Origin of the sequence: Paucibacter sp. DJ2R-2 (genome assembly GCF_025717675.1) — a bacterium.
Lineage (GTDB): Bacteria > Pseudomonadota > Gammaproteobacteria > Burkholderiales > Burkholderiaceae_C > Paucibacter_A.
The window spans coordinates 673,046-694,964 of the sequence record NZ_JAJIRT010000001.1 but is presented as its reverse complement, the minus strand read 5'-3'; the positions used below and the strand labels follow the sequence as shown (position 1 = coordinate 694,964).

The 21,919-nt window shown below is 65.0% G+C and carries 19 protein-coding genes; 15 read left to right on the top strand and 4 right to left on the bottom strand.

From position 1 onward, the window contains the following. The first annotated feature begins 29 nt into the window (after window positions 1-29). Window positions 30-2,465 (top strand): DUF1631 family protein, encoded by a 2,436-nt coding sequence (locus LNV28_RS03080; RefSeq protein WP_263516560.1) that lies wholly within the window; start codon window positions 30-32, stop codon window positions 2,463-2,465. 69 nt (window positions 2,466-2,534) lie between these two features. Here LNV28_RS03080 and LNV28_RS03075 read toward each other — a convergent pair whose 3' ends face one another. The 3 genes from LNV28_RS03075 to LNV28_RS03065 all read right to left on the bottom strand — a co-directional run bounded on the left by LNV28_RS03075 (window position 2,535) and on the right by LNV28_RS03065 (window position 5,422). After that, window positions 2,535-2,987: a Smg family protein gene (locus tag LNV28_RS03075; protein ID WP_263516561.1), complete on the bottom strand. Its 453-nt coding sequence runs from the start codon at window positions 2,985-2,987 to the stop codon at window positions 2,535-2,537. Window positions 2,988-3,104: 117 nt separating this feature from the next. Next, a complete protein-coding gene (gene dprA / locus LNV28_RS03070) occupies window positions 3,105-4,220 on the bottom strand; it encodes a DNA-processing protein DprA (protein WP_263516562.1) in 1,116 nt (371 codons plus the stop codon). 23 nt (window positions 4,221-4,243) lie between these two features. After that, the gene (locus LNV28_RS03065) at window positions 4,244-5,422 is read right to left on the bottom strand and encodes a LysM peptidoglycan-binding domain-containing protein (RefSeq protein ID WP_263568733.1); all 1,179 of its coding nucleotides are present in this window, start codon (window positions 5,420-5,422) and stop codon (window positions 4,244-4,246) included. 266 nt (window positions 5,423-5,688) lie between these two features. On the opposite strand from LNV28_RS03065, the gene def reads away from it, so the two are divergent. The 13 genes from def to LNV28_RS03000 all read left to right on the top strand — a co-directional run bounded on the left by def (window position 5,689) and on the right by LNV28_RS03000 (window position 19,529). Further along, the gene (gene def, locus LNV28_RS03060; RefSeq protein ID WP_263516564.1) at window positions 5,689-6,207 is read left to right on the top strand and encodes a peptide deformylase; all 519 of its coding nucleotides are present in this window, start codon (window positions 5,689-5,691) and stop codon (window positions 6,205-6,207) included. Further along, a complete protein-coding gene (gene fmt / locus LNV28_RS03055) occupies window positions 6,207-7,235 on the top strand; it encodes a methionyl-tRNA formyltransferase (protein ID WP_263516565.1) in 1,029 nt (342 codons plus the stop codon). The genes def and fmt overlap by 1 nt, the downstream gene beginning before the upstream one ends. 71 nt (window positions 7,236-7,306) lie before the next feature. Further along, the gene (htpX, locus tag LNV28_RS03050) at window positions 7,307-8,152 is read left to right on the top strand and encodes a zinc metalloprotease HtpX (RefSeq protein ID WP_263516566.1); all 846 of its coding nucleotides are present in this window, start codon (window positions 7,307-7,309) and stop codon (window positions 8,150-8,152) included. 56 nt (window positions 8,153-8,208) lie between these two features. Next, window positions 8,209-8,634 (top strand): hypothetical protein, encoded by a 426-nt coding sequence (locus LNV28_RS03045; protein ID WP_411969892.1) that lies wholly within the window; start codon window positions 8,209-8,211, stop codon window positions 8,632-8,634. 179 nt (window positions 8,635-8,813) lie between these two features. After that, complete coding sequence (locus tag LNV28_RS03040) at window positions 8,814-9,575, top strand: head GIN domain-containing protein (protein WP_263516567.1); 762 nt, start codon at window positions 8,814-8,816, stop codon at window positions 9,573-9,575. A gap of 81 nt (window positions 9,576-9,656) precedes the next feature. Further along, window positions 9,657-10,394 carry an AzlC family ABC transporter permease gene (locus tag LNV28_RS03035; RefSeq protein WP_263516568.1) on the top strand — a complete coding sequence of 246 codons (738 nt, stop codon included), beginning with the start codon at window positions 9,657-9,659 and terminating at the stop codon, window positions 10,392-10,394. 2 nt (window positions 10,395-10,396) lie between these two features. Then, window positions 10,397-10,726 (top strand): branched-chain amino acid transport AzlD family protein, encoded by a 330-nt coding sequence (locus tag LNV28_RS03030; RefSeq protein ID WP_411910529.1) that lies wholly within the window; start codon window positions 10,397-10,399, stop codon window positions 10,724-10,726. 125 nt (window positions 10,727-10,851) lie between these two features. Then, complete coding sequence (locus LNV28_RS03025; protein ID WP_263516570.1) at window positions 10,852-12,057, top strand: phosphoglycerate kinase; 1,206 nt, start codon at window positions 10,852-10,854, stop codon at window positions 12,055-12,057. A gap of 77 nt (window positions 12,058-12,134) precedes the next feature. Beyond that, window positions 12,135-13,460 (top strand): GGDEF domain-containing protein, encoded by a 1,326-nt coding sequence (locus tag LNV28_RS03020; RefSeq protein WP_263516571.1) that lies wholly within the window; start codon window positions 12,135-12,137, stop codon window positions 13,458-13,460. 138 nt (window positions 13,461-13,598) lie between these two features. Continuing rightward, the gene (locus LNV28_RS03015) at window positions 13,599-15,917 is read left to right on the top strand and encodes an NADP-dependent malic enzyme (RefSeq protein WP_263516572.1); all 2,319 of its coding nucleotides are present in this window, start codon (window positions 13,599-13,601) and stop codon (window positions 15,915-15,917) included. A gap of 142 nt (window positions 15,918-16,059) precedes the next feature. Continuing rightward, entirely contained in the window at window positions 16,060-17,493 is a 1,434-nt protein-coding gene (pyk, locus tag LNV28_RS03010; protein ID WP_263516573.1) for a pyruvate kinase, read from the top strand. Window positions 17,494-17,586: 93 nt separating this feature from the next. After that, window positions 17,587-18,372: a substrate-binding periplasmic protein gene (locus LNV28_RS03005; RefSeq protein ID WP_263568732.1), complete on the top strand. Its 786-nt coding sequence runs from the start codon at window positions 17,587-17,589 to the stop codon at window positions 18,370-18,372. 278 nt (window positions 18,373-18,650) lie between these two features. Then, complete coding sequence (locus LNV28_RS03000; RefSeq protein ID WP_263516574.1) at window positions 18,651-19,529, top strand: TIGR02285 family protein; 879 nt, start codon at window positions 18,651-18,653, stop codon at window positions 19,527-19,529. Here the strand turns inward: LNV28_RS03000 and LNV28_RS02995 are convergent. Then, on the bottom strand, window positions 19,526-20,545 hold the full coding sequence (locus tag LNV28_RS02995) for an ATP-binding protein (RefSeq protein ID WP_263516575.1): 1,020 nt from the start codon (window positions 20,543-20,545) through the stop codon (window positions 19,526-19,528). The genes LNV28_RS03000 and LNV28_RS02995 overlap by 4 nt on opposite strands. Before the next feature lie 247 nt (window positions 20,546-20,792). On the opposite strand from LNV28_RS02995, the gene fba reads away from it, so the two are divergent. After that, window positions 20,793-21,857, top strand: coding sequence for a class II fructose-bisphosphate aldolase (fba, locus tag LNV28_RS02990; RefSeq protein WP_263516576.1), 1,065 nt, complete (start codon window positions 20,793-20,795; stop codon window positions 21,855-21,857). The last annotated feature ends 62 nt before the right edge of the window (window positions 21,858-21,919 follow it).

Below are 21,919 nucleotides of genomic sequence, written 5' to 3'. Positions count from 1 at the left end.
AAACCACTTAGCATGATCTACGAATTCCCATGAGCGCAGCCGCCCGCAATCAGGCCTTGGCCTCCCAGGCGCGGCGCATCTATATCGAGTCCCTGGTGCGCGGCATCTCGGCACTCGGCAAGGTGCTCAATGAGGCTGCCGCCCAGCTGCTCTTGCAGACGACCGAGTATGCGGTGATGGTGGCGCGCCGTGATGGCGTGCAATCCTGGAATCGGCACGGCCCGGCCTGGCTGTCTGGCGTGATCAGCGGCCTGCGCCATGCGGCGGTCTACGGCATCGTGGATGCGTCTACCGCAGCCGCGGCTTCAGGCCCGACGGAGCAGGTGACCATGTCCCTGGTCGACGACGACACCATCGAGCGCGAGATCACCGCCTCGCGCCTGGCCTTGGCCATGATGGACAAGGCGACCTGGGAGTTCACCGACCTGCGCACCCGCATGCAGGTGCTGGAAAAGCAGGATGACATGCCGGCGCAGGACCTCCTTCGCGCCAATGTTGTGGCCAAGCTAGTGCTGGACGCTTGGACACGCAGCGGGCTGGCCGGTTCGGACTGGCAGATGCTGCGGACCACGCTGCATGAGGAGTTCTCCCTGCTGCTGGTCGAGTGCTATCACGAGACCAACCGCTGGCTGATTTCTCAGTCGGTGCTGCCCGAGGTGGATCTGCGGCCCTTTATTCGCCGCAGCAGCGACAGCACGCCGCTGGCCTCCGCCTCGGCCTATGTGCCCGGTGCAGGCATGCCTTATGGCGCGACCCAGTTCGGTGCCGCCGCGCGTTCGCCGCAGATCCGGGCTGCTTCAGGCTTCCCCGACGCCAGTGCCGCCACGGCCGTGCGCAGTCCGGCCAGCAGCCAGGCCGAAGAAGTGCTGCAGCTGCTGCAGAAGATTGTCGGCCGGCAGGTGCCGGCCTTTGGCGCCACGGCCATGGCCGAAACCGTGGCGACGCGTGCCGCTGCCGTGGCCAGTGAGGCGGCCGCTCGCATGGATCCCAGCTCGGCGCCGACCCAGGTCGAGCCCATGGCATTCGCTTCCGCTCAGCCGGCGCACCCCGCCACCCGCCCGGCCGCGCCCCGTCTCAGTGCGGCCATCAAGCATGCCCAGGAGTCGCTGCAGCGCGAATCCGTGCACGCCGAGAGCCAGCCTTCGGCCGCCCCCAAGCTGCTGGAAGAGATCAAGACCCGCAACCAGGCCTTCAAGTCGGTGCTCAAACAGGCCGCCGACACGCCGGCCGAGCGCGCCACCATTGAGCTGGTGGCCATGATGTTCCAGAGCATCCTGATGGAGGAGCACATCCCGGCCTCGGTGCGGGTCTGGTTTGCCCGCCTGCAGATGCCGGTGCTGCGCGTCGCCGTCAGCGAGCCTGATTTCTTTGCCACCACCGACCATCCAGCCCGCCAGCTGATCGACCGCATGGGCGCCTGCGTCATGGGTTTCAGTGGCAACACCGGCACCAGCGGCGCCGCCGGCGACCCGCTGGAGCGCGAAATCAAGCGTGTGGTGCAAGTGGTCGAGGCCTATCCGGACACCGGCCGCCGTGTCTTCCAGACCGTGCTGACCGAGTTCGAGAAGTTCCTCGACAACTATTTCAAGAACGAGAACCAGACCACCCGACATGGCGTTTCGCTGGCCCAGCAGGTCGAGCAACGCGAGACTCTGGCGATCCAGTACACCATCGAGTTGCGCAAGATGCTCAACGAGGTGCCGGTGCAGGACGGCGTGCGCGAGTTCCTGTTCCACATCTGGGCCGATGTGCTCGCCGTCACTGCGGTGCGTACTGGGGCCCAATCGGACAACACTAAGCAGATGAAGCGTGCCGCTGCCGACCTGATCTGGTCGGCCAGTGCCAAGGTCTCCCGCGAGGAGCGTGCCGAGGTGATTCGTCGCCTGCCGCCCTTGCTCAAGACCCTGCGCGACGGCATGGGCCAGGCAGGGCTGTCGGTCGATAAGCAGGACGAGCATGTGCGTGGCCTGAACAATGCCTTGGCTGCGGCCTTCACCGCCAAGACCGCTGCCATCCCGCGCGAGCGCCTCGACGAGCTGATGGACCAGCTGGAAACGCTGGAAACCATGCTGCCTGAGGGCGGCGAGGAAGCGGACATCAACGAGCTGTTGGTGCGTGATCTGTCCGGGCATGAGTCCGACGGCATGGAGGTGGTGGCCGAAGGCGGTTCGGCACCGACGCCGGCCATGCTGGCCTGGGCGCGCGAACTCCAGGTCGGCGGTTGGTTCATGCTGGACTACCGCGGCCGCAACGAAGCCGTGCAGCTGGCTTGGCGCGGTATGCGCCGGCAGATGGCCTTGTTCGTCACGCCCACGGGCCGCGGCGTGCTGTTCCCTCTCAACCGCATGGCCGCCTTCTTGCAAGCTGGTCTCTTGCGCCCCGCTCAGGACGAGGCCTTGACCGTGCGCGCCACCCGCAATGCGCTGGCCAAGCTCGATGTCGACCCCTCTCGCCTGCTGAATTGAGACTGCGCTGTATCCATGCAAAAGGGCTGCCTAGGCAGCCCTTTGTCGTCATGGAGCGAACGGATTCGCTCAGTGGATCAGGCGGTCTTCCGGTGCCACGAAAAGCTCGTCCAGGATCAGCGCATCGGGCTCTTCGCCGAGGCTCCAGAACACCATCAGCACGATGATCTTCAGGTCTTCGAGATCCATGGGGCCGCCGGAAATGGCCATGGCGCGGTCGATCACCATCTCGCGCATGGGCGGGCGCAGCACGCCGGCCGAGGCGAGGAAGCTGATGAAGCCGACGGAGGGCTCGCCCAGATGGTCAAGTTCCGCGGTCGAGTAGACACGCAGGCTGTTCTCGCTCTGCTGGCCCTGGAAGGACGTGGCCGCGCTGGCCAAGCCATCCAGCCAGGACAAGGCCTCTTGGATCTCGTCCGTTTCGAAACCCACGGCCGACAACTTGCGCGTCAGCTGGGCGTGATCCGGGCAGGCGTCCGGCCGCCAATAGGTTTCGTAGAGGTAGACCAGGACGTCAAACATGGGCTGACTATAACCCAGGCACTTCGCAGAAAAATGGCGAGAAATGGCCGCAAAGAGCCTGGAAATGCTCGGGAATGCCCCATTCAGCCCCTGTGGCGCGCGAGCCGCAGCCTGCCTTCAAGCGCCGACCCGGCGCTGAAATCGCTGCCCGGCCAGGCGCGCGACCTGACCCGCCAACTCCAGCTCCAGCAGCTGGGCCTGCAAGTCGGCCACCGTCCATCCGCCGCGTTGCTGCAAGGCATCGAGTCCGATGGGATCGAAGCCCATCAGGTCCAGCACCTGCTGCTGGGCCGGGCTGCACAGGGCTGCGCTGACGTCGCCGTGGTAGGCAGCCTCCCGGTGGTCCAGTATGCCCGGCGGTAGTTCCTCCAGCACATCGGCTGCCGTCTCCACCAGCTTGGCGCCCTGGCGGATCAAGGCGTGGCAGCCGCGGCTCAGCGGTGAATGGATGGAGCCGGGAATCGCGAACACCTCGCGACCCGCTTCGCTGGCCAGCCGTGCCGTGATCAGCGAGCCCGAGGCCAAGGCCGCTTCCACCACCAGGGTCCCTAAGCTCAGCCCAGCAATGATGCGGTTGCGGCGCGGAAAATTGGTCGGCAGGGCCGGCATGCCCCAGGCGTACTCGCTGATCAGCAGGCCTTGCTGGCCGATTTCCTCGGCCAGGGCCCGGTGCCGCTTGGGGTAGATCTGGTCGAAACCGGTGCCCATGACCGCGATGGTGGCGCCTCCGGCTGCGAGCGCACCTTGGTGCGCTGCTCCGTCCACGCCCAGGGCCAGACCCGAGCAGATGCACAGACCGGATTGACTGAGCTCGCGGGCGAAGGCGCGGGCGTTGTCGCGGCCCTGCGCGGTCGGGTTGCGGCTGCCCACCATGGCCAGACAGGGCTCGCGCAGCAGCTCGCGCCGGCCCTTCAGGTAGAGCAATAAGGGCGGGTCGCCCGTGGCCAGCAGCTGCGCCGGGTAGTCGGCATCGCCGAGCAGCAGAATCTGGTGCGAGGCGTCGGCCTGCAGCCAGTTCCAGGTGTGCTCCAGCACCGACGCCAGGTACTCGGGCGGCTGGCTCAAGGCCTCGCGCTGCCGAGGGCTGAGCGCATCGGTCCAAGCGCTGCCGGGCAATTCGAACACCGCCTGGGGTGAACCCAGCTGACTCAGCAGCTGGCGCGCGGCCTCCAGGCCGATGCCGGGGCTTTCCAGCAAACGCAGCCAGGCGGTCAGTTCAGCGCGGTCCCACATCGCTGCTGGCCGCGTGGCGGGCCTCAGGGTTGGCTGAAGCGGTCGCCGGCTCGAACCGGGTCCTTGACCGAGATGATCAGGGCGTAGGACACGCGGGCGTAGACCTGGAACACAAACAGCACGCCATGGCGTTCGTCGGGCAGCTTGATGGTTTCGCGCAGGCCGTCGGTGCGGTCGACCACGCGCCGTCCTTGCTGCCACAGGGCCAGCACATGGCCGCGTTCGAGGCCGTCTCGGCTGCCGCGGTTCAGGGCCACGATCTGGTTCTGGCCGGCATTGAGGCCCTCGCCGTAAATGGACACGATCTGGCCGCCGATGGGCTGGGCCGGTGCATGCGGCACATAGCGCGAGAAGCTGCGTTGCGGCACCGGCGAAAGCCGGTCACCGACGCCAATCTCCTGGCGCACGGACTTAATGGTCAGCGTTGCCGGCACCACCTCACTCTTGCCGTCGGGCAGGGGGCTGCTGTGCTCCGGGCGAGTCAGCTCGGCCGTGCCCAGATAGGGTGCTTCGTAACCGAGGATCTCACCGGTGCTCGGGTCGCGCAGTGGGCGGGTGCTGCGGAAGACCCGGTAGTCGCTGGCCTGGCTGAGGTCGCCTCGGGCATAGGCCAAGTCGCCGCGGGTCAGGAGCACGCGGCTCTCGGGTGTGGCGACGATGCGCGGTGCTTTTGCCAGCTCATCGCTGTCGAACACCACGGCATCGTTCAGAAAGGGTTCGATCAAATTGAGTGCGATGGCACTGATGGAGCCGTCGTCGACGCCCGAACTCCGCACGCGCGGCGACAGCTTGACGGTGTCGCCGCTGAACGTGCCGCTGCTGCCTAGGGCCTGCGCCACTTGCAAGCGGGCGCGGCCGTCGATTTTGACCAGCACCAGCACCTGGCCGGGGTAGATCAGATGCGGGTTGCTGATCTGATCGCGGTTCATGCCCCAAAGCTCGGGCCAGCGCCACGGGCTCTTGAGGAACAGCTTGGAAATGTTCCAGAGCGTGTCTCCGGCCTTGACGGTGTGGGAGTCCGGCGCATCGGCCGCCAATTCACTGAGGGGCACGCCGGCTTGGGCGACCCGGTCGGCGGTGGCGCGCTGCTGGCCGCTGATGGGCAGGCTGCTGGTTTGGGCGACGGCGCCGAAGCTGAAGGCGGCCAGGCTGGCGGCCAGCAGCAGATTCAGGGGGGTGTTCTGGGTGGGCCGGGCGGACATCAGCGATTCACAAACAGGCATCGAGCACTCTCTACCGCAGACCGGCTGCGGGTGGGTTGGACAGACTTCGGGGTCTTTTTTTCAAACCATTGCACGGGGTGCTTTGCCGCGTCCTCAGACCAGCGGCGCCAATTCAGCGAAAATCCCCCCAGGCCGCGACGATTCTGCCCCCAAAAACAGGGCGTCGCAATGAACAAAGAGGGCGCTTTCGCCCTCTTGCAAGCACTTACAAACAGGCGTTGTGCTGAGTCCACACACGCAAGCTCATGGCGAAACTGAACATTCTGCGTTATCCCGATCCTCGTTTGCACACGGTGGCCAAGCCGGTCGCCGCTGTGGACGAGCGCATCCGCCAGCTCGTCGATGACATGCTGGAAACCATGTATGCCGCGGAGGGCGTGGGTTTGGCGGCCAGCCAGATCGATGTCCACGAGCGCGTGGTCGTGATCGACACCTCCGAGGAGCGCGATCAGCCCCTGGTCCTGATCAACCCCGAGATCATCGAAACCAGCGCCGAATTCACCGAAGGCGAAGAAGGCTGCCTGTCGGTGCCGCAAATCTATGACAAGGTACCGCGTCATTCGCGCGTCACGGTGCGCGCGCTCAACCGCGAAGGCCAGAGCTACGAGTTCAAGGCCGAGGGCCTGCTGGCCGTTTGCGTTCAGCATGAGCTCGATCACCTGATGGGCAAGGTCTTCGTTGAATACCTGAGCCCGCTCAAGCGCGAGCGCATCAAGACCAAGATGGTCAAGAAGACCCGCGAAGAAGAAGGGCGCCGCCGCTGATGGCCGGCACTGCCGTGTCAGCCCCGCGTTCGAACGGCCCGCGCGTCGTGTTCGCCGGCACGCCTGAGTTCGCGGCCACTGCGCTGGCCGCCTTGTTGGCGGCAGGCTTCGAGGTTCCTCTGGTGCTGACCCAGCCGGACCGGCCCGCCGGCCGTGGCATGAAGCTGCAAGCTTCGGCGGTCAAGCAGCTGGCCTTGCAGCATGGCATCACAGTCGCCCAGCCGCGCAGCCTGCGCCTGGATGGCAAGTTCCCGGAAGACGCCGAGGCCGCGCGCCAGGCCTTGCTGGACGCCCGTGCCGATGTGATGGTGGTCGCCGCTTACGGCCTGATCTTGCCGCAGTGGGTGCTGGACCTGCCCGGTGCCGGCCGCAGCACGGGCCTGCGCGGCTGCCTCAACATCCACGGTTCGGTGCTGCCGCGCTGGCGTGGTGCGGCGCCCATCCACCGCGCCATCGAGGCCGGTGACGCTGAAACCGGCATCACCATCATGCAGATGGATGCCGGTTTGGACACGGGTGACATGTTGCTGATCGAGCGCCTGCCCATTGCCGCGGACGACAGCACGGCCAGCTTGCACGACAAGCTGGCGGCCCTGGGCGGCCGCATGGTGGTCGAGGCCCTGGAGCTGGGGGCTTGCGGTGGTTTGACGGCCACGCCCCAGCCGGCCGAGGGCGTTTGCTACGCCCACAAGATCGAGAAGGCCGAGGCGCAGATCGATTGGCGGCAAGGTGCCGCCCAGATCGCGCGCCGCCTGCGCGCCTTCGATCCGTTTCCGGGCGGGGCGTCACAGCTGGACGGCGAGCTGCTCAAGATCTGGCGCGCCGAAGTCTGCGAGCGCGGGGAGGGTCTTGCCCTTGAGGGGCAGGTCTTGCGGGTGGATGAGTCTGGCATCGTCGTCGCCTGCGGCCAGGGCGCTGTGCGCCTGACCGAGCTGCAGCGCGCCGGGGGCAAACGCTTGCCGGCCGCAGCCTTTTTGAAGGCCCGGCCGGTGGTTGTGGGCGCTCGTTTCGAGTCCGGCGCGGCCTGAGACTTGCTTGAAACCGGGTCTTTCGGCCCGATCTGCTGGACTCCACCGTCCTTTTGCAAGGAGCCCATCGCATGTTCAATCTGATGAAGACCGCCATCCTGATGGCCGCCATCACCGCCTTGTTCATGGCCCTGGGGCGCCTGATCGGCGGCCAAGCCGGCATGATGCTGGCGCTGCTGGTGGCGCTGGGCATGAATTTCTTCAGCTACTGGTTCTCCGACCAGATGGTGCTGAAGATGTACAAGGCGCGCGAGGTGGACGAGACCTCGGCGCCGCAGTTTTACGGCATGGTGCGTGAGTTGGCCCAGCGCGCCCAGCTGCCGATGCCGCGCGTCTACCTGATTGACGAGGACGCGCCCAACGCCTTTGCCACCGGCCGCAACCCCGAGCATGCGGCCGTGGCGGCGACCACGGGCATCTTGCGGGTGCTGTCCGAGCGCGAACTGCGCGGCGTGATGGCCCATGAGCTGGCCCATGTGAAGCACCGCGACATTCTGATCAGCACCATCAGCGCCACCATGGCCGGTGCGATCTCCATGCTGGCCAATTTCGCCCTGTTCTTCGGCGGCCGCGACAGTGAGGGCCGGCAGAGCAATCCCTTGGTCGGCATCCTGGTCGCCTTCTTGGCGCCGATTGCGGCCGGCCTGATCCAGATGGCCATCAGCCGAGCCCGCGAGTTCGAAGCCGACCGCGGCGGTGCCGAGATTTCCGGCGACCCTCAGGCCCTGGCCTCGGCGCTGAACAAGATCCATCGCTTTGCGCAAGGGCTGCCGATGGAGGCGGCCGAGCGCCACCCAGAGACGGCGCAGATGATGATCATGAATCCGCTCTCCGGCGGCGGTTTGGCGGGTCTGTTCAGCACGCATCCGGCCACCGAGGAGCGGGTGGCGCGGCTGATGGCCATGGCGCAGCGCTGAAGCAGGCATGCAAACGCCGTGCTCAAGCTGACCCGTGGCTGGCCGATACTGATGACATGAAGCCTTCTTCAACTGCGCCTCATCGCGCCCTCCTGACCTTGCCTCTGCTGGCCGGCCTGCTTGGCTTGGCTGGCTGCGAGCAGCTGGGCATCGAGGACCCGGCCAAGGTCATGGCCGCCAAGGAGGCCGAGGGCAAGGCCATCGGCAGCGCCTGCCGCCACGCCATGCGCGCCATCGAAGACTGCTACACCTTGAACCCCAAGGCCCACAAGGCCTCGGTTTTCAATGGCTGGAAGGAGATGGACGAGTACATGCGCGAGAACAAGCTCGAAGGCGTGGCCCCGGTCGTGCCGCGGCCGCCCAAGCCTGGCAGTCCCGAGGCCCTCGCGCTGGAAGAAAAGGCGGCCGCAGCCGCCGAGGCCAAGGCCAGCGCAGAGAAAGAGGGCGGCAAGGAAGCCAAGGGCAAGGCCAAAGCCCATTGAGTCAGGCCCGCTGCCTCACGACCGTCAAGCTGCCGTCACCCGCCCGTGACGGCTTTTTTACACTTGGCGCCGCCGACCTTGCATTTGGTCGAACCGAGCTGGGGGCTGGAGGGTGATTCACTGAAGATGCCGTCATCCCAAACGGATCTTGATCGCCCCTCACTTACCTGGAGCCCCCAATGCTGCAACGTCGCCTGTTCGCCCTCTCCGCCTTGAGCGCCCTCAGCCTGTTCGCCGCCACCAGCAGCCATGCTTGGAGCTGGGGCAATTCCGAGCGCATCAAGGGCACGGGTGATGTCAGCAGCGAGACACGCGATCTCGGCAGCTTCGACAGCATCAGCCTCAGCGGAGGTTTCAAGGTGCTGGTGCGACAAGGTGCACAGAGCCGGGTCGAGGTGAAGACCGATCGCAATCTGCAGAGCTATATCGAGACGCGCGTCGTCGACGGCAAGAAAGGCCGTACCTTGGAAATTGCCCCCAAGCGTGGCTATGAGGTCCAGGGCTCGGTGCGACCCGAGATCGTGCTGGACATGGCCCAGCTGCGCAGCATTGCGGTCGGTGGATCGGGCGATGTGCGCGTCGAGGCGATGAAGTCTCCGGATGTGGACGCCAGCATCGCCGGCTCCGGTGATGTGCTGTTCGTGGATCTGAGCAGCGATCGCCTGGGCCTCAAGGTGGCTGGCAGCGGCACCGTCACGGCCCATGGTCGCGCCAGCAACCTGAGCTTGTCGATTGCCGGCTCGGGCGATGTGCGTGCCCGCGGCCTGCTGGCCGATGACGTCAAGGCTTCGATTGCGGGCAGCGGCGATGCCGAGGTGAACGCCAGCAAGACACTCAAGATCTCGATCGCCGGCTCGGGCGATATCGCCTATCTGGGCTCGCCCGAGGTCAGCACTTCGGTGGCCGGCAGTGGCCGGGTGCGCCGCCTCAACAATCCCTGAGCCTGTGCTGAGTTCGCCCGCCCGGCCCGGCTTTGATGTCGGCGCGACAGCGCAGAAGCGGGCGTGCCGCGACAATGGCGCATGCTTCAATCTCTGAGGGCGCAGTACCGCCACCCTGAATTCCAGCGCGGTGCGCGCGAGATGGCCGGCATCACCCTGGGCATTTCGGCCTGGGGCCTTGTGACCGGCGTGGCCATGATCAAGAGCGGCCTGTCCGTCTGGCTGGCGCTCTTGATGAGCCTGGTGGTGTTCGCCGGCAGCTCGCAGCTGGCCGCCTTGCCCCTGATCGCCAGCGGTGCACCGATGTGGGTGCTCTGGGCCACGGCCTTTTGCGTCAACCTGCGCTTCATCATTTTCAGCGTGCAGTGGCGCATGTACTTCGGCCACTTGCCCTTGCTGCGACGCCTGCACATTGCCTACTTCGCGGCCGACCTCAATTACGTGGCCTTCCTCAAGCGCTTTCCCGAGGCCAAGCCACATCCCGACCAAGCGCCTTACTTCTGGGGCGGCGTCTGCATGAACTGGACGGCTTGGCAGATCCCGTCCATCGCCGGCATCTTGCTGGCCAACCATGTGCCCACGCAGTGGGGCCTGGGTTTCGCCGGCGTGCTGGCGCTGCTGGGCCTGTCCTACACCTTGCTCAAGGACCGCAAGACCTGGGTCTCGGCCGCCTTGGCAGGCTGTGCCGCGGTGGCGGCCTATGCCTTGCCGCTGCGCCTGAACATCATGGTGGCCATCGCCGTGGCGGTGACGGCTGGCCTGCTGATGGAGCATTGGTGGCCGGCGCAAAGTGAGCCTGCGCGAGAGGTGCGCGAGTGATGATGAACGACTGGCAAACCGCCCTGGCCATCGTTGGCATGGGCTTGATCACGGTGCTGACCCGAGGCTTCTTCATGATCCCCAAGAATGAGCTGCCCATGCCCGACTGGGCCAAGAGCGGCCTGCGCTACGCGCCCCTGGCCGCGCTGGCGGCGGTGATCGTGCCCGAGATCGTCATGACACAGGGTGAGCTGATCAGCACCTGGCAAGACGCCCGGCTCTACGCCACCGCGGCCGGCACCGCCTATTTCTTCTGGAAGCGCGGCATCCTCGGCACCATCGTCTGCGGCACGGCCGTGATGCTGGTCCTGCGCATCGGCCTCGGTTGGTGAAACCGCTTGGTTTCTGTTTGTGACGGCGGGCCCGGCGGCGGGCTTGGTAAGCTAGCGGCCATTGCACGGCCAGGCCTGAATGCCCGGCCGTGCCCCGAATTCCAAACTAGCCCTGAGCTCACCCCATGAACGTGATTCGCTTCAATGACCTGATCGCCGCTGGCAAAGTTGCCGGCCAACGCGTCTTCATTCGCGCCGACCTGAATGTGCCGCAGGACGATGCCGGCCACATCACCGAAGACACCCGCATTCGCGCCTCCATCCCCTGCATCGAGCAGGCCTTGAAGGCCGGCGCCGCCGTGATGGTGACCTCGCACCTGGGCCGCCCGACCGAGGGCGAATTCAAGCCTGAAGACTCCCTGGCCCCGGTGGCCAAGCGCATGGGCGAGCTGCTGGGTCGTGAAGTCCCGGTCGTGGCCAACTGGGTGGACGGCGTGGATGTCGCCCCGGGCCAACTGGTGCTGCTGGAGAACTGCCGCGTCAACAAGGGCGAAAAGAAGAACAACGAAGAGCTGGCCAAGAAGATGGCCGCCCTGTGCGACATCTACGTCAACGACGCGTTCGGTACCGCCCACCGCGCCGAGGGCACGACTTACGGCCTCGCCCAATTCGCCAAGATCGCCTGTGCCGGCCCGCTGCTGGCCGCCGAGATCGACGCCATCAGCCAGGCGCTGAGCGCGCCCAAGCGTCCGCTGGTGGCCATCGTCGCCGGCTCCAAGGTCTCGACCAAGCTGACCATCCTCAAGGCCCTGTCCGAGAAGGTCGACGGCCTGATCGTCGGCGGCGGCATCGCCAACACCTTCATGCTGGCCGCTGGCTTGAAGATCGGCAAGTCGCTGGCTGAGCCCGATCTGGTCGCCGAAGCGCAGGCCGTGATCGACGCCATGAAGGCGCGCGGCGCGGCCGTGCCGATTCCTGTGGACGTGGTGGTGGCCAAGCGTTTTGCCGCCGACGCCGAAGCCACGGTCAAGGATGCGGCCGATGTGGCTGAAGACGACCTGATCCTGGACATCGGCCCCAAGACCGCCGCCATGCTGGCCGAGCAGCTCAAGGCCGCCGGCACCATCGTCTGGAACGGCCCGGTCGGCGTGTTCGAGTTCGACTCCTTTGCCCATGGCACCGAGACCATCGCCCGCGCGATCGCCGCCTCGCCGGCCTTCAGCATCGCCGGCGGTGGCGACACCCTGGCCGCGATTGCCAAGTACGGCATCGAGAAGGATGTGGGCTACATCTCCACCGGCGGCGGCGCTTTCCTGGAAATCCTGGAAGGCAAGACCTTGCCGGCGTTTGAGATTCTGAGTCGTCGCGCTCAGGACGCTCAAGGCGGCTGAGTTCAGCCCAGAATTGGAAGGCAGCCCCGCCACCCTCTTCTCCTAACTCCTTCGCAGACGTTCGCGTCAAGAGCCTCATGATCCTGCGTCGACTCTTGTCGCTCTTGCTCTTGTCCACCTTGCTGGCGCTGTATGCCAACGCGAACTGGATGCAGCGAACCCTGCGCATTGACAATATGTCGCAGCGGGACGACTGGGTGGCAGCCGTCAATGATCGCGGGGAGGGGGGCAATAGTGAGGGGCGGGTTGAACGCAGTGGATCGGGTTGGATCTTGCATTGCGATATTCAGCCCGGCTACGAATGGCCGTTCTGCGCGCTGCAGATTCAGTTGGCGGAACTGGAGCAGGGCCTGGATCTGACCCAATTCGACAGCGTGCGCTTGTGGATTCGCGCCAGCGGTCCGGAACCTCAGCAGCACGTTCGGGTGTTTCTGCGCCACTACGATCCTGCCTATGCGGGCTCGGGCAAGGAGGCGGATCTCAAGCCGCATGAAGTGGTTTATGACCCGGCGGCGCAGGCACTGCCGGTCGAGTTTCGACTTGAACAGTTCATGGTGGCCTCGTGGTGGGTGCAAAACCACCCCTTGCCGGTTCGCTTGCTCGGGCCGCAGTTGGATCGCACGATTTACCTGACTCTGACCACCCCTGGCACGGTGCAGCCGGGTTTGCACCGGATTGAGCTGGATGCGGCCGAGTTCGTTGGCGTGTGGATTGCTCCGGCCCAGTTTCGTTTGGCCATCATCTCGGTCTGGGTGTTCAGCATGGGGGCCTTCCTTTTTTGGGACTGGCGACGCTCGCGTCGCAAACTGGATCAGGCCTTGCGTGGCAAGCGTGAATTGAAGCTGGCCAATGCCCGGCTCCAAGCGATCTCGGGCGAATACGAGGCCAAGGCGCACCATGACGCTTTGACAGGCGTGTCCAATCGCTTGGGTCTTCAGCATGACCTGCGTTTGCTGATGCGGGCACAAGAGGAGTTGATGTTTCCACTGTCGGTGATCTTCACCGACATCGACCATTTCAAGTCGATCAACGACAGCTTGGGTCACGATGCCGGCGACGAGGTACTCAAGCAGTTTGCGCAGTGCCTGAAGACCCATATCCAACGAGAGGATTTGTTGGCCCGCTGGGGTGGCGAAGAGTTCGTGCTGCTGATGCCCCTCACTACCGCCGAAGAAGCCTTTGAGGTGGCCGAGCGCCTCCGCAAATTGCTGGCCGAGCAGAGTTGGCCGAGTGGCTTGAAGGTTAGCGCCAGCTTTGGTGTGGCACAGGCTCCCGGTCACAGCGATGGCGAAGCCGGGGTCGAGGCGGCCATGCGTGCGGCTGACCAGGCCATGTACCGGGCCAAGCGGGAGGGACGCGATCGTGTGGTGCTGTCTGGGGTTGAGCAAGGCCCAGGGGACTGAGGAGCCAAAGCCTCGGGTGAATCCTCGCGCAGCGCATCAGCGACTTGCGATCTTTGCATAACAGTTAAAGCTCCCGGCATCGGCGAGCAGCAATTGCCGATGTAACCTCCCGGAACTCAATTTTTCCTGGAGCACCGAATGAGCAATGACAAGGCTTTGCTGTCGCCGGCCGAGGCGGCCCTGCGTGAAGCTGCATTGGAATACCACCGCAGCCCCTCTCGCGGCAAGATCGCCGTCACCCCGACCAAGGCCTTGTCCAACCAGCGCGACCTGTCGCTGGCCTATTCACCCGGTGTGGCCTATCCCTGTTTGGACATCGAGGCCGATCCCTCGTTGGCTGCCGAGTACACATCGCGCGCCAACCTGGTCGGTGTGATCACCAATGGCACAGCCGTGCTGGGCCTCGGCGACATCGGCCCGCTGGCCGCCAAGCCGGTGATGGAGGGCAAGGGTTGCCTGTTCAAGAAGTTCGCCGGCATCGATGTGTTCGACATCGAACTGGCCGAGCGCGACCCCGACAAGCTGGTCGATATCATTGCCGCCATGGAGCCCACCCTGGGCGGCGTGAACCTGGAGGACATCAAGGCGCCTGAGTGCTTCTACATCGAGAAGAAGCTCAAGGAGCGCATGAACATTCCCGTCTTCCACGATGACCAGCACGGCACGGCCATCATCTCCAGCGCTGCCTTGCTGAACGGCCTGGAACTGGTGGGCAAGGACATCGCCGCGGTCAAGCTGGCCGTGTCCGGCGCGGGCGCGGCGGCGATTGCTTGCCTGGATGTGATGGTGGGCTTGGGCGTCAAGCGCGAGAACATTTTTGTCTGCGACTCCAAGGGCGTGATCCACGCCGAGCGTGAGGATGCCAAGGCCGGCAAGCTGGATGAATCCAAGCAGCGCTACTGCCAGACCACGGCCTCACGCACGCTGGCCGATGTGGTCCATGGCGCCGATGTTTTCCTGGGTTGCTCCGCCGCTGGCGTGCTGACGGCCGAGATGGTCAAGACCATGGCCGCCAGCCCCATCATCCTGGCCCTGGCCAACCCCGAACCCGAGATCCGGCCTGAGCTGGCCAAGGCCGTGCGCCCGGATTGCATCATTGCCACCGGCCGCTCGGACTACCCGAACCAGGTCAACAACGTCCTCTGCTTCCCTTACATCTTCCGCGGTGCCCTGGACTGCGGCGCCAGCAAGATCACGGAAGAAATGAAGCTGGCCTGCGTGCGCGAAATTGCCGCCCTGGCCAAGGCCGAGACCAGCGATGAAGTCGCCGCGGCGTACGCAGGAGAAGAGCTGCACTTCGGCCCAGACTATCTGATCCCCAAGCCCTTCGATGCGCGCCTGATCCTGCGCATCGCGCCGGCCGTGGCTCAGGCTGCGGCCGACTCCGGTGTGGCCGAGCGCCCGATTGCTGACATGGCGGCCTACCGCCAGTCGCTGGAGCGTTACGTCTACCAGACCGGCATGTTCATGCGCCCGGTGTTCACGGCCGCCAAGGCCAACCCGGCGCGCGTGATCTACGCGGAGGGCGAGGATGAACGCGTGCTGCGCGCGGTGCAGGTGGCGCTGGACGAAGGCATCGTCAAGCCGACCCTGATCGGCCGGCCCGAGGTCATCGCCACCCGCATCGAGCGGGCCGGCCTGCGCCTCAAGCTGGGTGAGGATGTGGCCGTCATCGACCCCAACAACGACGCACGCTTCCGCCAGTACTGGGAGGCGTATCACCAGGTCATGGGCCGCCAGGGCGTGACGCCCGACATGGCCAAGGCCGCCGTGCGCCGCTCCGCCACCACCATCGGCGCCCTGGCCATCAAGCTCGGCGATGCCGACGCCATGATCTGCGGCATGGTCGGTCGCTTCGACAACCACCTCGAGCATGTCTCCGATCTGATCGGCCTGAAACCCGGCGCGCGCAATTTCGCCACCATGAATGCGCTGATGCTGGACGAGCACACCCTGTTCCTGACCGACACCTTCGTCAACGACCAGCCCGATGCCGAGCAGCTCGCCGAGATCGCGGCCATGGCTGCCGAGGAGGTGCGTCGCTTCGGCCTGCCGCCCAAGCTGGCCTTTGTGTCGCACTCGATGTTCGGCTCCAGCAAGCGGCCCTCGGCCGTGAAGATGCGCCGTGCGCGTGAGCTCTTCACCCAGCATGCGCCCGATGTCGAGTGCGATGGCGAGATGCATGGCGACGCGGCCCTGTCGGAATCGGTGCGCAACACCTTCTTGCCCGACAGCACGCTCAAGGGCGCGGCCAATCTGCTGGTACTGCCCTCGCTGGATGCGGCCAATATCTTGTTCAATGTGCTCAAGATCACCGCCGGCCAGGGCGTGACGGTGGGCCCCATCCTCTTGGGTTCGGCCGCACCGGTGCACATCCTGACGCCCTCGGCCACGGTGCGCCGCATCGTCAATATGACGGCGCTGGCGGTGGCCGACGTGCTGGCGGCGAAGAGCTGAACGAGGGGGCCGACGCACTGTCGGCCAAGGGCTGAATGCGGCTCGGTGCGTGTAACTCGCTGAAACCCTTGTTCGACGTTTGAGCGGCCACAAATGCGCCGCATAATCAGCCGCTTGTAACTTTATTTCAGCGAGATCTGCCATGTCCCGAGCCACCAAGATCGTTGCCACCCTGGGCCCTGCGTCCTCCTCACCGGAGGTGCTGGAGCGCATGATCCGAGCCGGCGTCGATGTGGTGCGGCTCAATTTCTCGCATGGCAAGGCGCAGGATCACATCGACCGCGCCCGCCTGGTGCGCGAGGCCGCCAAGGCCGCCGGCAAGGAAGTGGCCATCATGGCCGATATGCAGGGCCCCAAGATCCGCGTCGGCAAATTCGAGAACGGCAAGATCGAGTTGGTCAACGGCGAACGTTTCATCCTCGACGCCGACCGCACCGAACTCGGCAATGAAGAAGCCGTGGGCCTCGATTACAAGGAACTGCCGCGCGATGTGAAGCCTGGCGACACCCTCTTGCTCAACGACGGCCTACTGGTGCTGACCGTGGAAGCAGTGCGCGGTGCGGCCGTGCACACCATCGTCAAGCTGGGTGGTGAGCTGTCCAACAACAAGGGCATCAACAAGCAGGGTGGTGGCCTGACCGCGCCGGCCCTGACCGCCAAGGACATGGAGGACATCAAGACCGCGATGAGCTTCCGCTGCGAGTACCTGGCGATCAGCTTCCCCAAGAACGCCACCGACATGGAAATGGCGCGCCAGCTGGCCAATATGGCCGGCGAGGCCTACAGCCACAAGCCCAGCATGATCGCCAAGATCGAGCGCTCGGAGGCCATCCCGCACCTCGAGGCCATCCTCAAGGCCAGCGACGGCATCATGGTGGCGCGCGGCGACCTGGCCGTGGAAGTGGGCAATGCGGCGGTGCCTGCGCTGCAAAAGCGCATGATCAAAATGGCCTTGGCCCTGGACAAGGTGGCCATCACCGCCACGCAGATGATGGAGTCCATGATCGTCAATCCGGTGCCCACGCGCGCCGAGGTGTCGGACGTGGCCAATGCCGTGCTGGACGGCACCGATGCGGTGATGCTGAGCGCCGAGACGGCCGCCGGCAAGTTCCCGGTCGAGACCATCGAGCAGATGGCCGCCATCGCCCTGGAGGCCGAGCGCGCCGAGTTCGTCACCTTGGACACCGACTTTGCCGGTCGCCAGTTCGGCCGCATCGATCAGTCCATCGCCATGGGCGCGCTGTTCACCGCCCACCACCTGGGCTGCAAGGCCATCCTGGCACTGACCGAATCGGGCTCCACCGCGCTGTGGATGAGCCGCCACCGCATCCAGGTGCCGATCTACGCCCTGACCACCCAGGAAATCAGCCAGCGCAAGATGACGCTGTACCGCAATGTGCGGCCGCTGCTGATGCCCAAGTTTGAGGACCGCGACACCGCGCTGGCTGCGGCCGAGAAAATCCTCGTCGACAAGGGTGTGCTGATGCCGGGCGACACCTATGCCATCACTTGCGGTGAGCCCATGGGCTATCCCGGTGGCACGAATATGCTGAAGGTGTGCCGCGTCGGCGGCTGAGCCTTGCTTGAAGTGCGGGCCGAGTGCTCGCATGGGTCTGTAAGGTGTGGATGCATGACGCTATGCTGATGCCGCCACCCTTCAGCACCCTTCATGCCTGCTTTGCTGAATCCGATCACTGTTCACTCGCCGCCTCGGCGAGCGTTGCTTTGGCACTTGCTGCCCCTGGTGTCTGGCGCTGTGCCGCTGTTTGCTTGCGCCAATGCTGCGAACAAGCTGGAGCCCTTGAATGTGCCCATCGCCGTTGCCGAAGCCAGCAGCCGGCCCTTCGTGAGGCGCGCGCTGGACGTGATCGGTGCGGCTGCGCGGATCGAGTGGCAAGTCCAGGTGCTGCCATGGGCTCGGGCTTTGCTGATGGCCGAGCGAGGGGAGGTGCTTGTTTTTGGGGTGTCGCGCACGAGAGCGCGGGAGAAGATTCTGGCTTTCAGCGAGCCGATCTTCAACAACCATGTCTGGATGGTGGTGCGGCGCGATCAAGGCTTGGACTACCGCAGCTTGGACGACTTGAAAGGGCGCGTACTTTGCGTCAGTCGGGGCGCCAGTTTCGGCCCGGACTTTGAAGCGGCCAGAGGCCGTGTGTTCCAGATCGAGCCCGTCGATGGCGCCCTGAGCGCTCGCGTGCGCATGCTCATGGCGGGCCGCTGCGATGTCATGCTGACGCCGCACCGAAGCGCTCGACCCTGGTTGGTCGAGCGGCGGCTGCGTGAGCAGTCAGGGTACTCTGCTGCCTTGGCCGTTCTGCCCACGCCGATGTTGGTCGATCCGGTTCACTTTGCGGTATCACGTGAGCATGCATGGGCCTCGGTACTGCCGCGCCTGAACTTGGCCATGCGCCAGGAAGCGATGGCGATGCAGTCCCTGATCAATAGCGATCTCTGAACTGCGCGCAGCTCGTGTTTCGGCTCTGGCGGCGGCGCGATAAAAAGCGCAGTTCCCGCGAGCGTCAGGCCAGCAAGTGCTCGCTATAGTCGGCCCTGACGCTGCCTTCGCGCAGGTCTGCTGTTGGCCACTGGAGTATTCGAATGGTTGCAGGCCTTGGGTCTTTGTGGTTTGCCTTGTTGGCTGGCTATTTGGCAATGGTGTCAGCCGGGCATGCGCAGACGGTCGCGCAGCCGATATCCACTGCGCCGGGGTCCAGTTCGGGCAGCCCAACTGGCTTGGCGGCAGCATCCCCGCCCATCCGCTGGCTCTTGCTGGACTTTGTGCCGTACCACGTGATTGACGGCCCCAAGCAAGGCACAGGTTTGCGAGATCAGTACCTCAGCGCGCTGAGCAAGCGCTTGCCTGAATACCAGCATCAGTTGGAAATCAGCAGCACGGAGCGGATCTTTCAGGCGATGCAAGCCGGGCAGCCCGTGTGCACACTGTCCTTGTTGAAGGTGCCGGAGCGTGAGGCATACACCCGGTTTGCCTCGGAGCCTTATTTTGTGCAGTTGCCGCCGGTCTTGATCGCCCGTCGTGCCTATGCGCCGCCGGGTGGTTGGAAGAAGCGACCGGGCGGTGATGTGTCTCTGGCCGAACTGCTTCGCTCCGGCGAAGTGAAGGTGGGCACCTTGCCCAAACGTCGATATGGGCAGGCGCTGGACGACATCTTGAAGCAAGCACGGGCAGCCCATCCGGACCAGGTTCTGGATTTTGGTGAGTACGGGCTCTTGTCCGGATTGCTGCACACCTTGAGCCGCAAGCGCTTCGATGTGACCCTGGGCTATGCCATCGAAGTGGAGCAGTTGCGCAAGACCCAAACCAGCCCCGCTGATTTTCAGTTCGTGGCTTTGGCTGAGGCGCCGGCCCTGATTCCCACCTATGTCGCTTGCAGCCAAACCGCCTGGGGCAGGCAGGTGATTCAGGCCATTGACCGCGTGACAGGCATGGAGGCCGAAAAATCACGCTTGCGCGAACAGTACGAATCCATGCTGCCCGCTGAAGAGCTCCAGATCTACCGGGCCCGAATGGCGGCGGTCACCGCCGGGCCTGTGTCCAGCCCTTCAAATGTCGCGAGCGAATCTAAAGCTGGGGCGCGAGAAGGCGCGCGCTAGCTGCTTTGGGCGCTTTTGATCAAAGCTGCAATGCGCGGCGTCATGTGTGTCGGCACCAGCTCCACCTCGGTGTGAGCTCGTGCAAAGACGCGGAACAGCTCATCGGTGAAGCCGTGACCGACGTCCACCACGCCTTCGAAGCTGACCTCGGCGCGCTTGAATTGCGGCAGTCGGGCGGCCACGCGGCGCGCCTGGGCGCGTGAATCCAGGGCCTGGCCGGGGCCGGCCAGCAGGCGCAGATTGATGGTGGTGCGGTCGAATTCGATGCCGTCGCCAGCCAGGCTCCAAGTCTCCATCACCTGGTCCAGGGTGCGCTTGGTGTCCAGGGCAATGGCCATGTAAATGGAGCTGCCCTGGCGCGGCATGGGGCGGCCCGGCTGCCAGCCGGTGCTCTCCCAGGCGCGGCGCTGGAAGGCGGTGCCATTGGCATGGATGTCGAAGACATCGGCCAGCTGCGAGCTGAAGAACAAGCCGCGGCCGGTGTGCATCTCGGGCTGGCTGGTCAGCCGTCCCTTGCTCAGCTCCAGCATGGCGTGTTGTGCATCGGCGATGTCGAAGGCCGAGCAGATCTTGTCGAACACGCCGCAGCCATCGTCGGACACCAGCAGTTGCACATGGCTGGGTGTCTGACGCAGCGAGACGGTGACGCTGCTGCCGCCGCTGTGGTCGGCCGCGTTGTTGACCAGCTCGGTGAAGCCGTGCTGAACCATGCGAGCCACATGAGTCGGCAGCTCGAAGTGGGGCGCGAAGTCGCGCTGCCAGGGGATGTCTTCCTGCAGGCCATGCAAGGTGTAGGAGCGCGCCACCTGGCGCAGCAGTCCCGGGCCGTAGACAGGGCGGCGGCTGCTGCCCGAGCGCACCAGCCAATGGGCATCGACCAAGCGGCGCAGCGCACTCAGGGCCGAGCGGTGGCTGGCGCCGGTGCGTTCCTCCAGATGCTGAGCCAGGTCGTGCGAGTGTTCGCGCGCGGCGGCGGTGATCCAGAGGGTCAGCTGGTCAATGGCAAGTCGTGTCATGCGTGGGGCTCCATGCTGGGTAGTCTGACCCGGGTTGCCCCCCGTGAAGGCGTGAAAAATGGGGCACAGTGAGCCTAAATGCTTGTCAACATTGACACAAGCGAGCCTGCCCGGGCTGTCGTTTCATGGCGCGCCGCTAGAATCCGCGCCAGTTACAACGCGGTTACATGGCCCGCTTCGTCATCAATCGACGGATGATGGGTCGGTAGGCTGCGTCAATCGGATTTCAAACTCCCGGAGAACTTCCATGGCTCTCGTTTCTATGCGCCAACTGCTGGACCATGCCGCCGAACACGGCTATGGCATCCCGGCTTTCAACGTCAACAACCTCGAGCAAGTCCAGGCCGTGATGTCTGCCGCCGACGAGGTCGGCGCGCCGGTGATCCTGCAGGCCAGCGCCGGCGCCCGCAAGTACGCCGGCGAGCCCTTCATCAAGCACCTGATCCAGGCTGCGGCTGAGATGTACCCCCACGTTCCCTTGGTGATGCACCAGGACCACGGCACCAGCCCCAAGATCTGCCAGGGCGCCATCGATCTGGGCTTCGGCTCGGTGATGATGGACGGCTCCTTGATGGAAGATGGCAAGACGCCTTCGTCCTTTGAGTACAACATGGACGTGACCCGCCGCGTCGTCGAGATGGCGCACAAGGTCGGCGTCACGGTCGAGGGCGAGCTGGGCTGCCTGGGCAATCTGGAAACCGGTGATGCCGGCGAGGAAGACGGCATCGGCGCCGTCGGCAAGCTGGACCACAGCCAGATGCTGACCGACCCGGAAGAAGCCGCCACCTTTGTCAAGGCCACCCAGCTGGATGCGTTGGCCATCGCCATCGGCACCAGCCACGGCGCCTACAAGTTCAGCCGCAAGCCCACTGGTGACATCCTGGCCATCAGCCGCGTCAAGGAGATCCACGCCCGCATTCCCAACACCCACCTGGTGATGCACGGCTCCTCGAGCGTGCCGCAAGAGCTGCTGGCCATCATCAACCAGTACGGCGGCCAGATGAAGGAAACCTTCGGCGTGCCGATCGAAGAGATCCAAGAGGCCATCAAGCATGGCGTTCGCAAGATCAATATCGACACCGACATCCGCCTGGCCATGACCGGCGCGGTGCGCAAGTTCCTGTTCGAGAACCCTGACAAGTTCGATGCCCGCGAGTGGCTCAAGCCGGCCCGTGAAGCCGCCAAGGCGGTGTGCAAGCAGCGTTATCTGGAGTTCGGTTGCGAAGGCCAGGCCGGCAAGATCCAGCCGCGCACGCTGGTGGACATTGCTGCGGCCTATGCCCGCGGCGAGCTGAACCAGATCGTTCAGTAAGCAAGACCCAGGACGCCTTTTCGGTCTTTGGCCCGCCGGGTTCGCGCCCGGCGGGCCTTTGT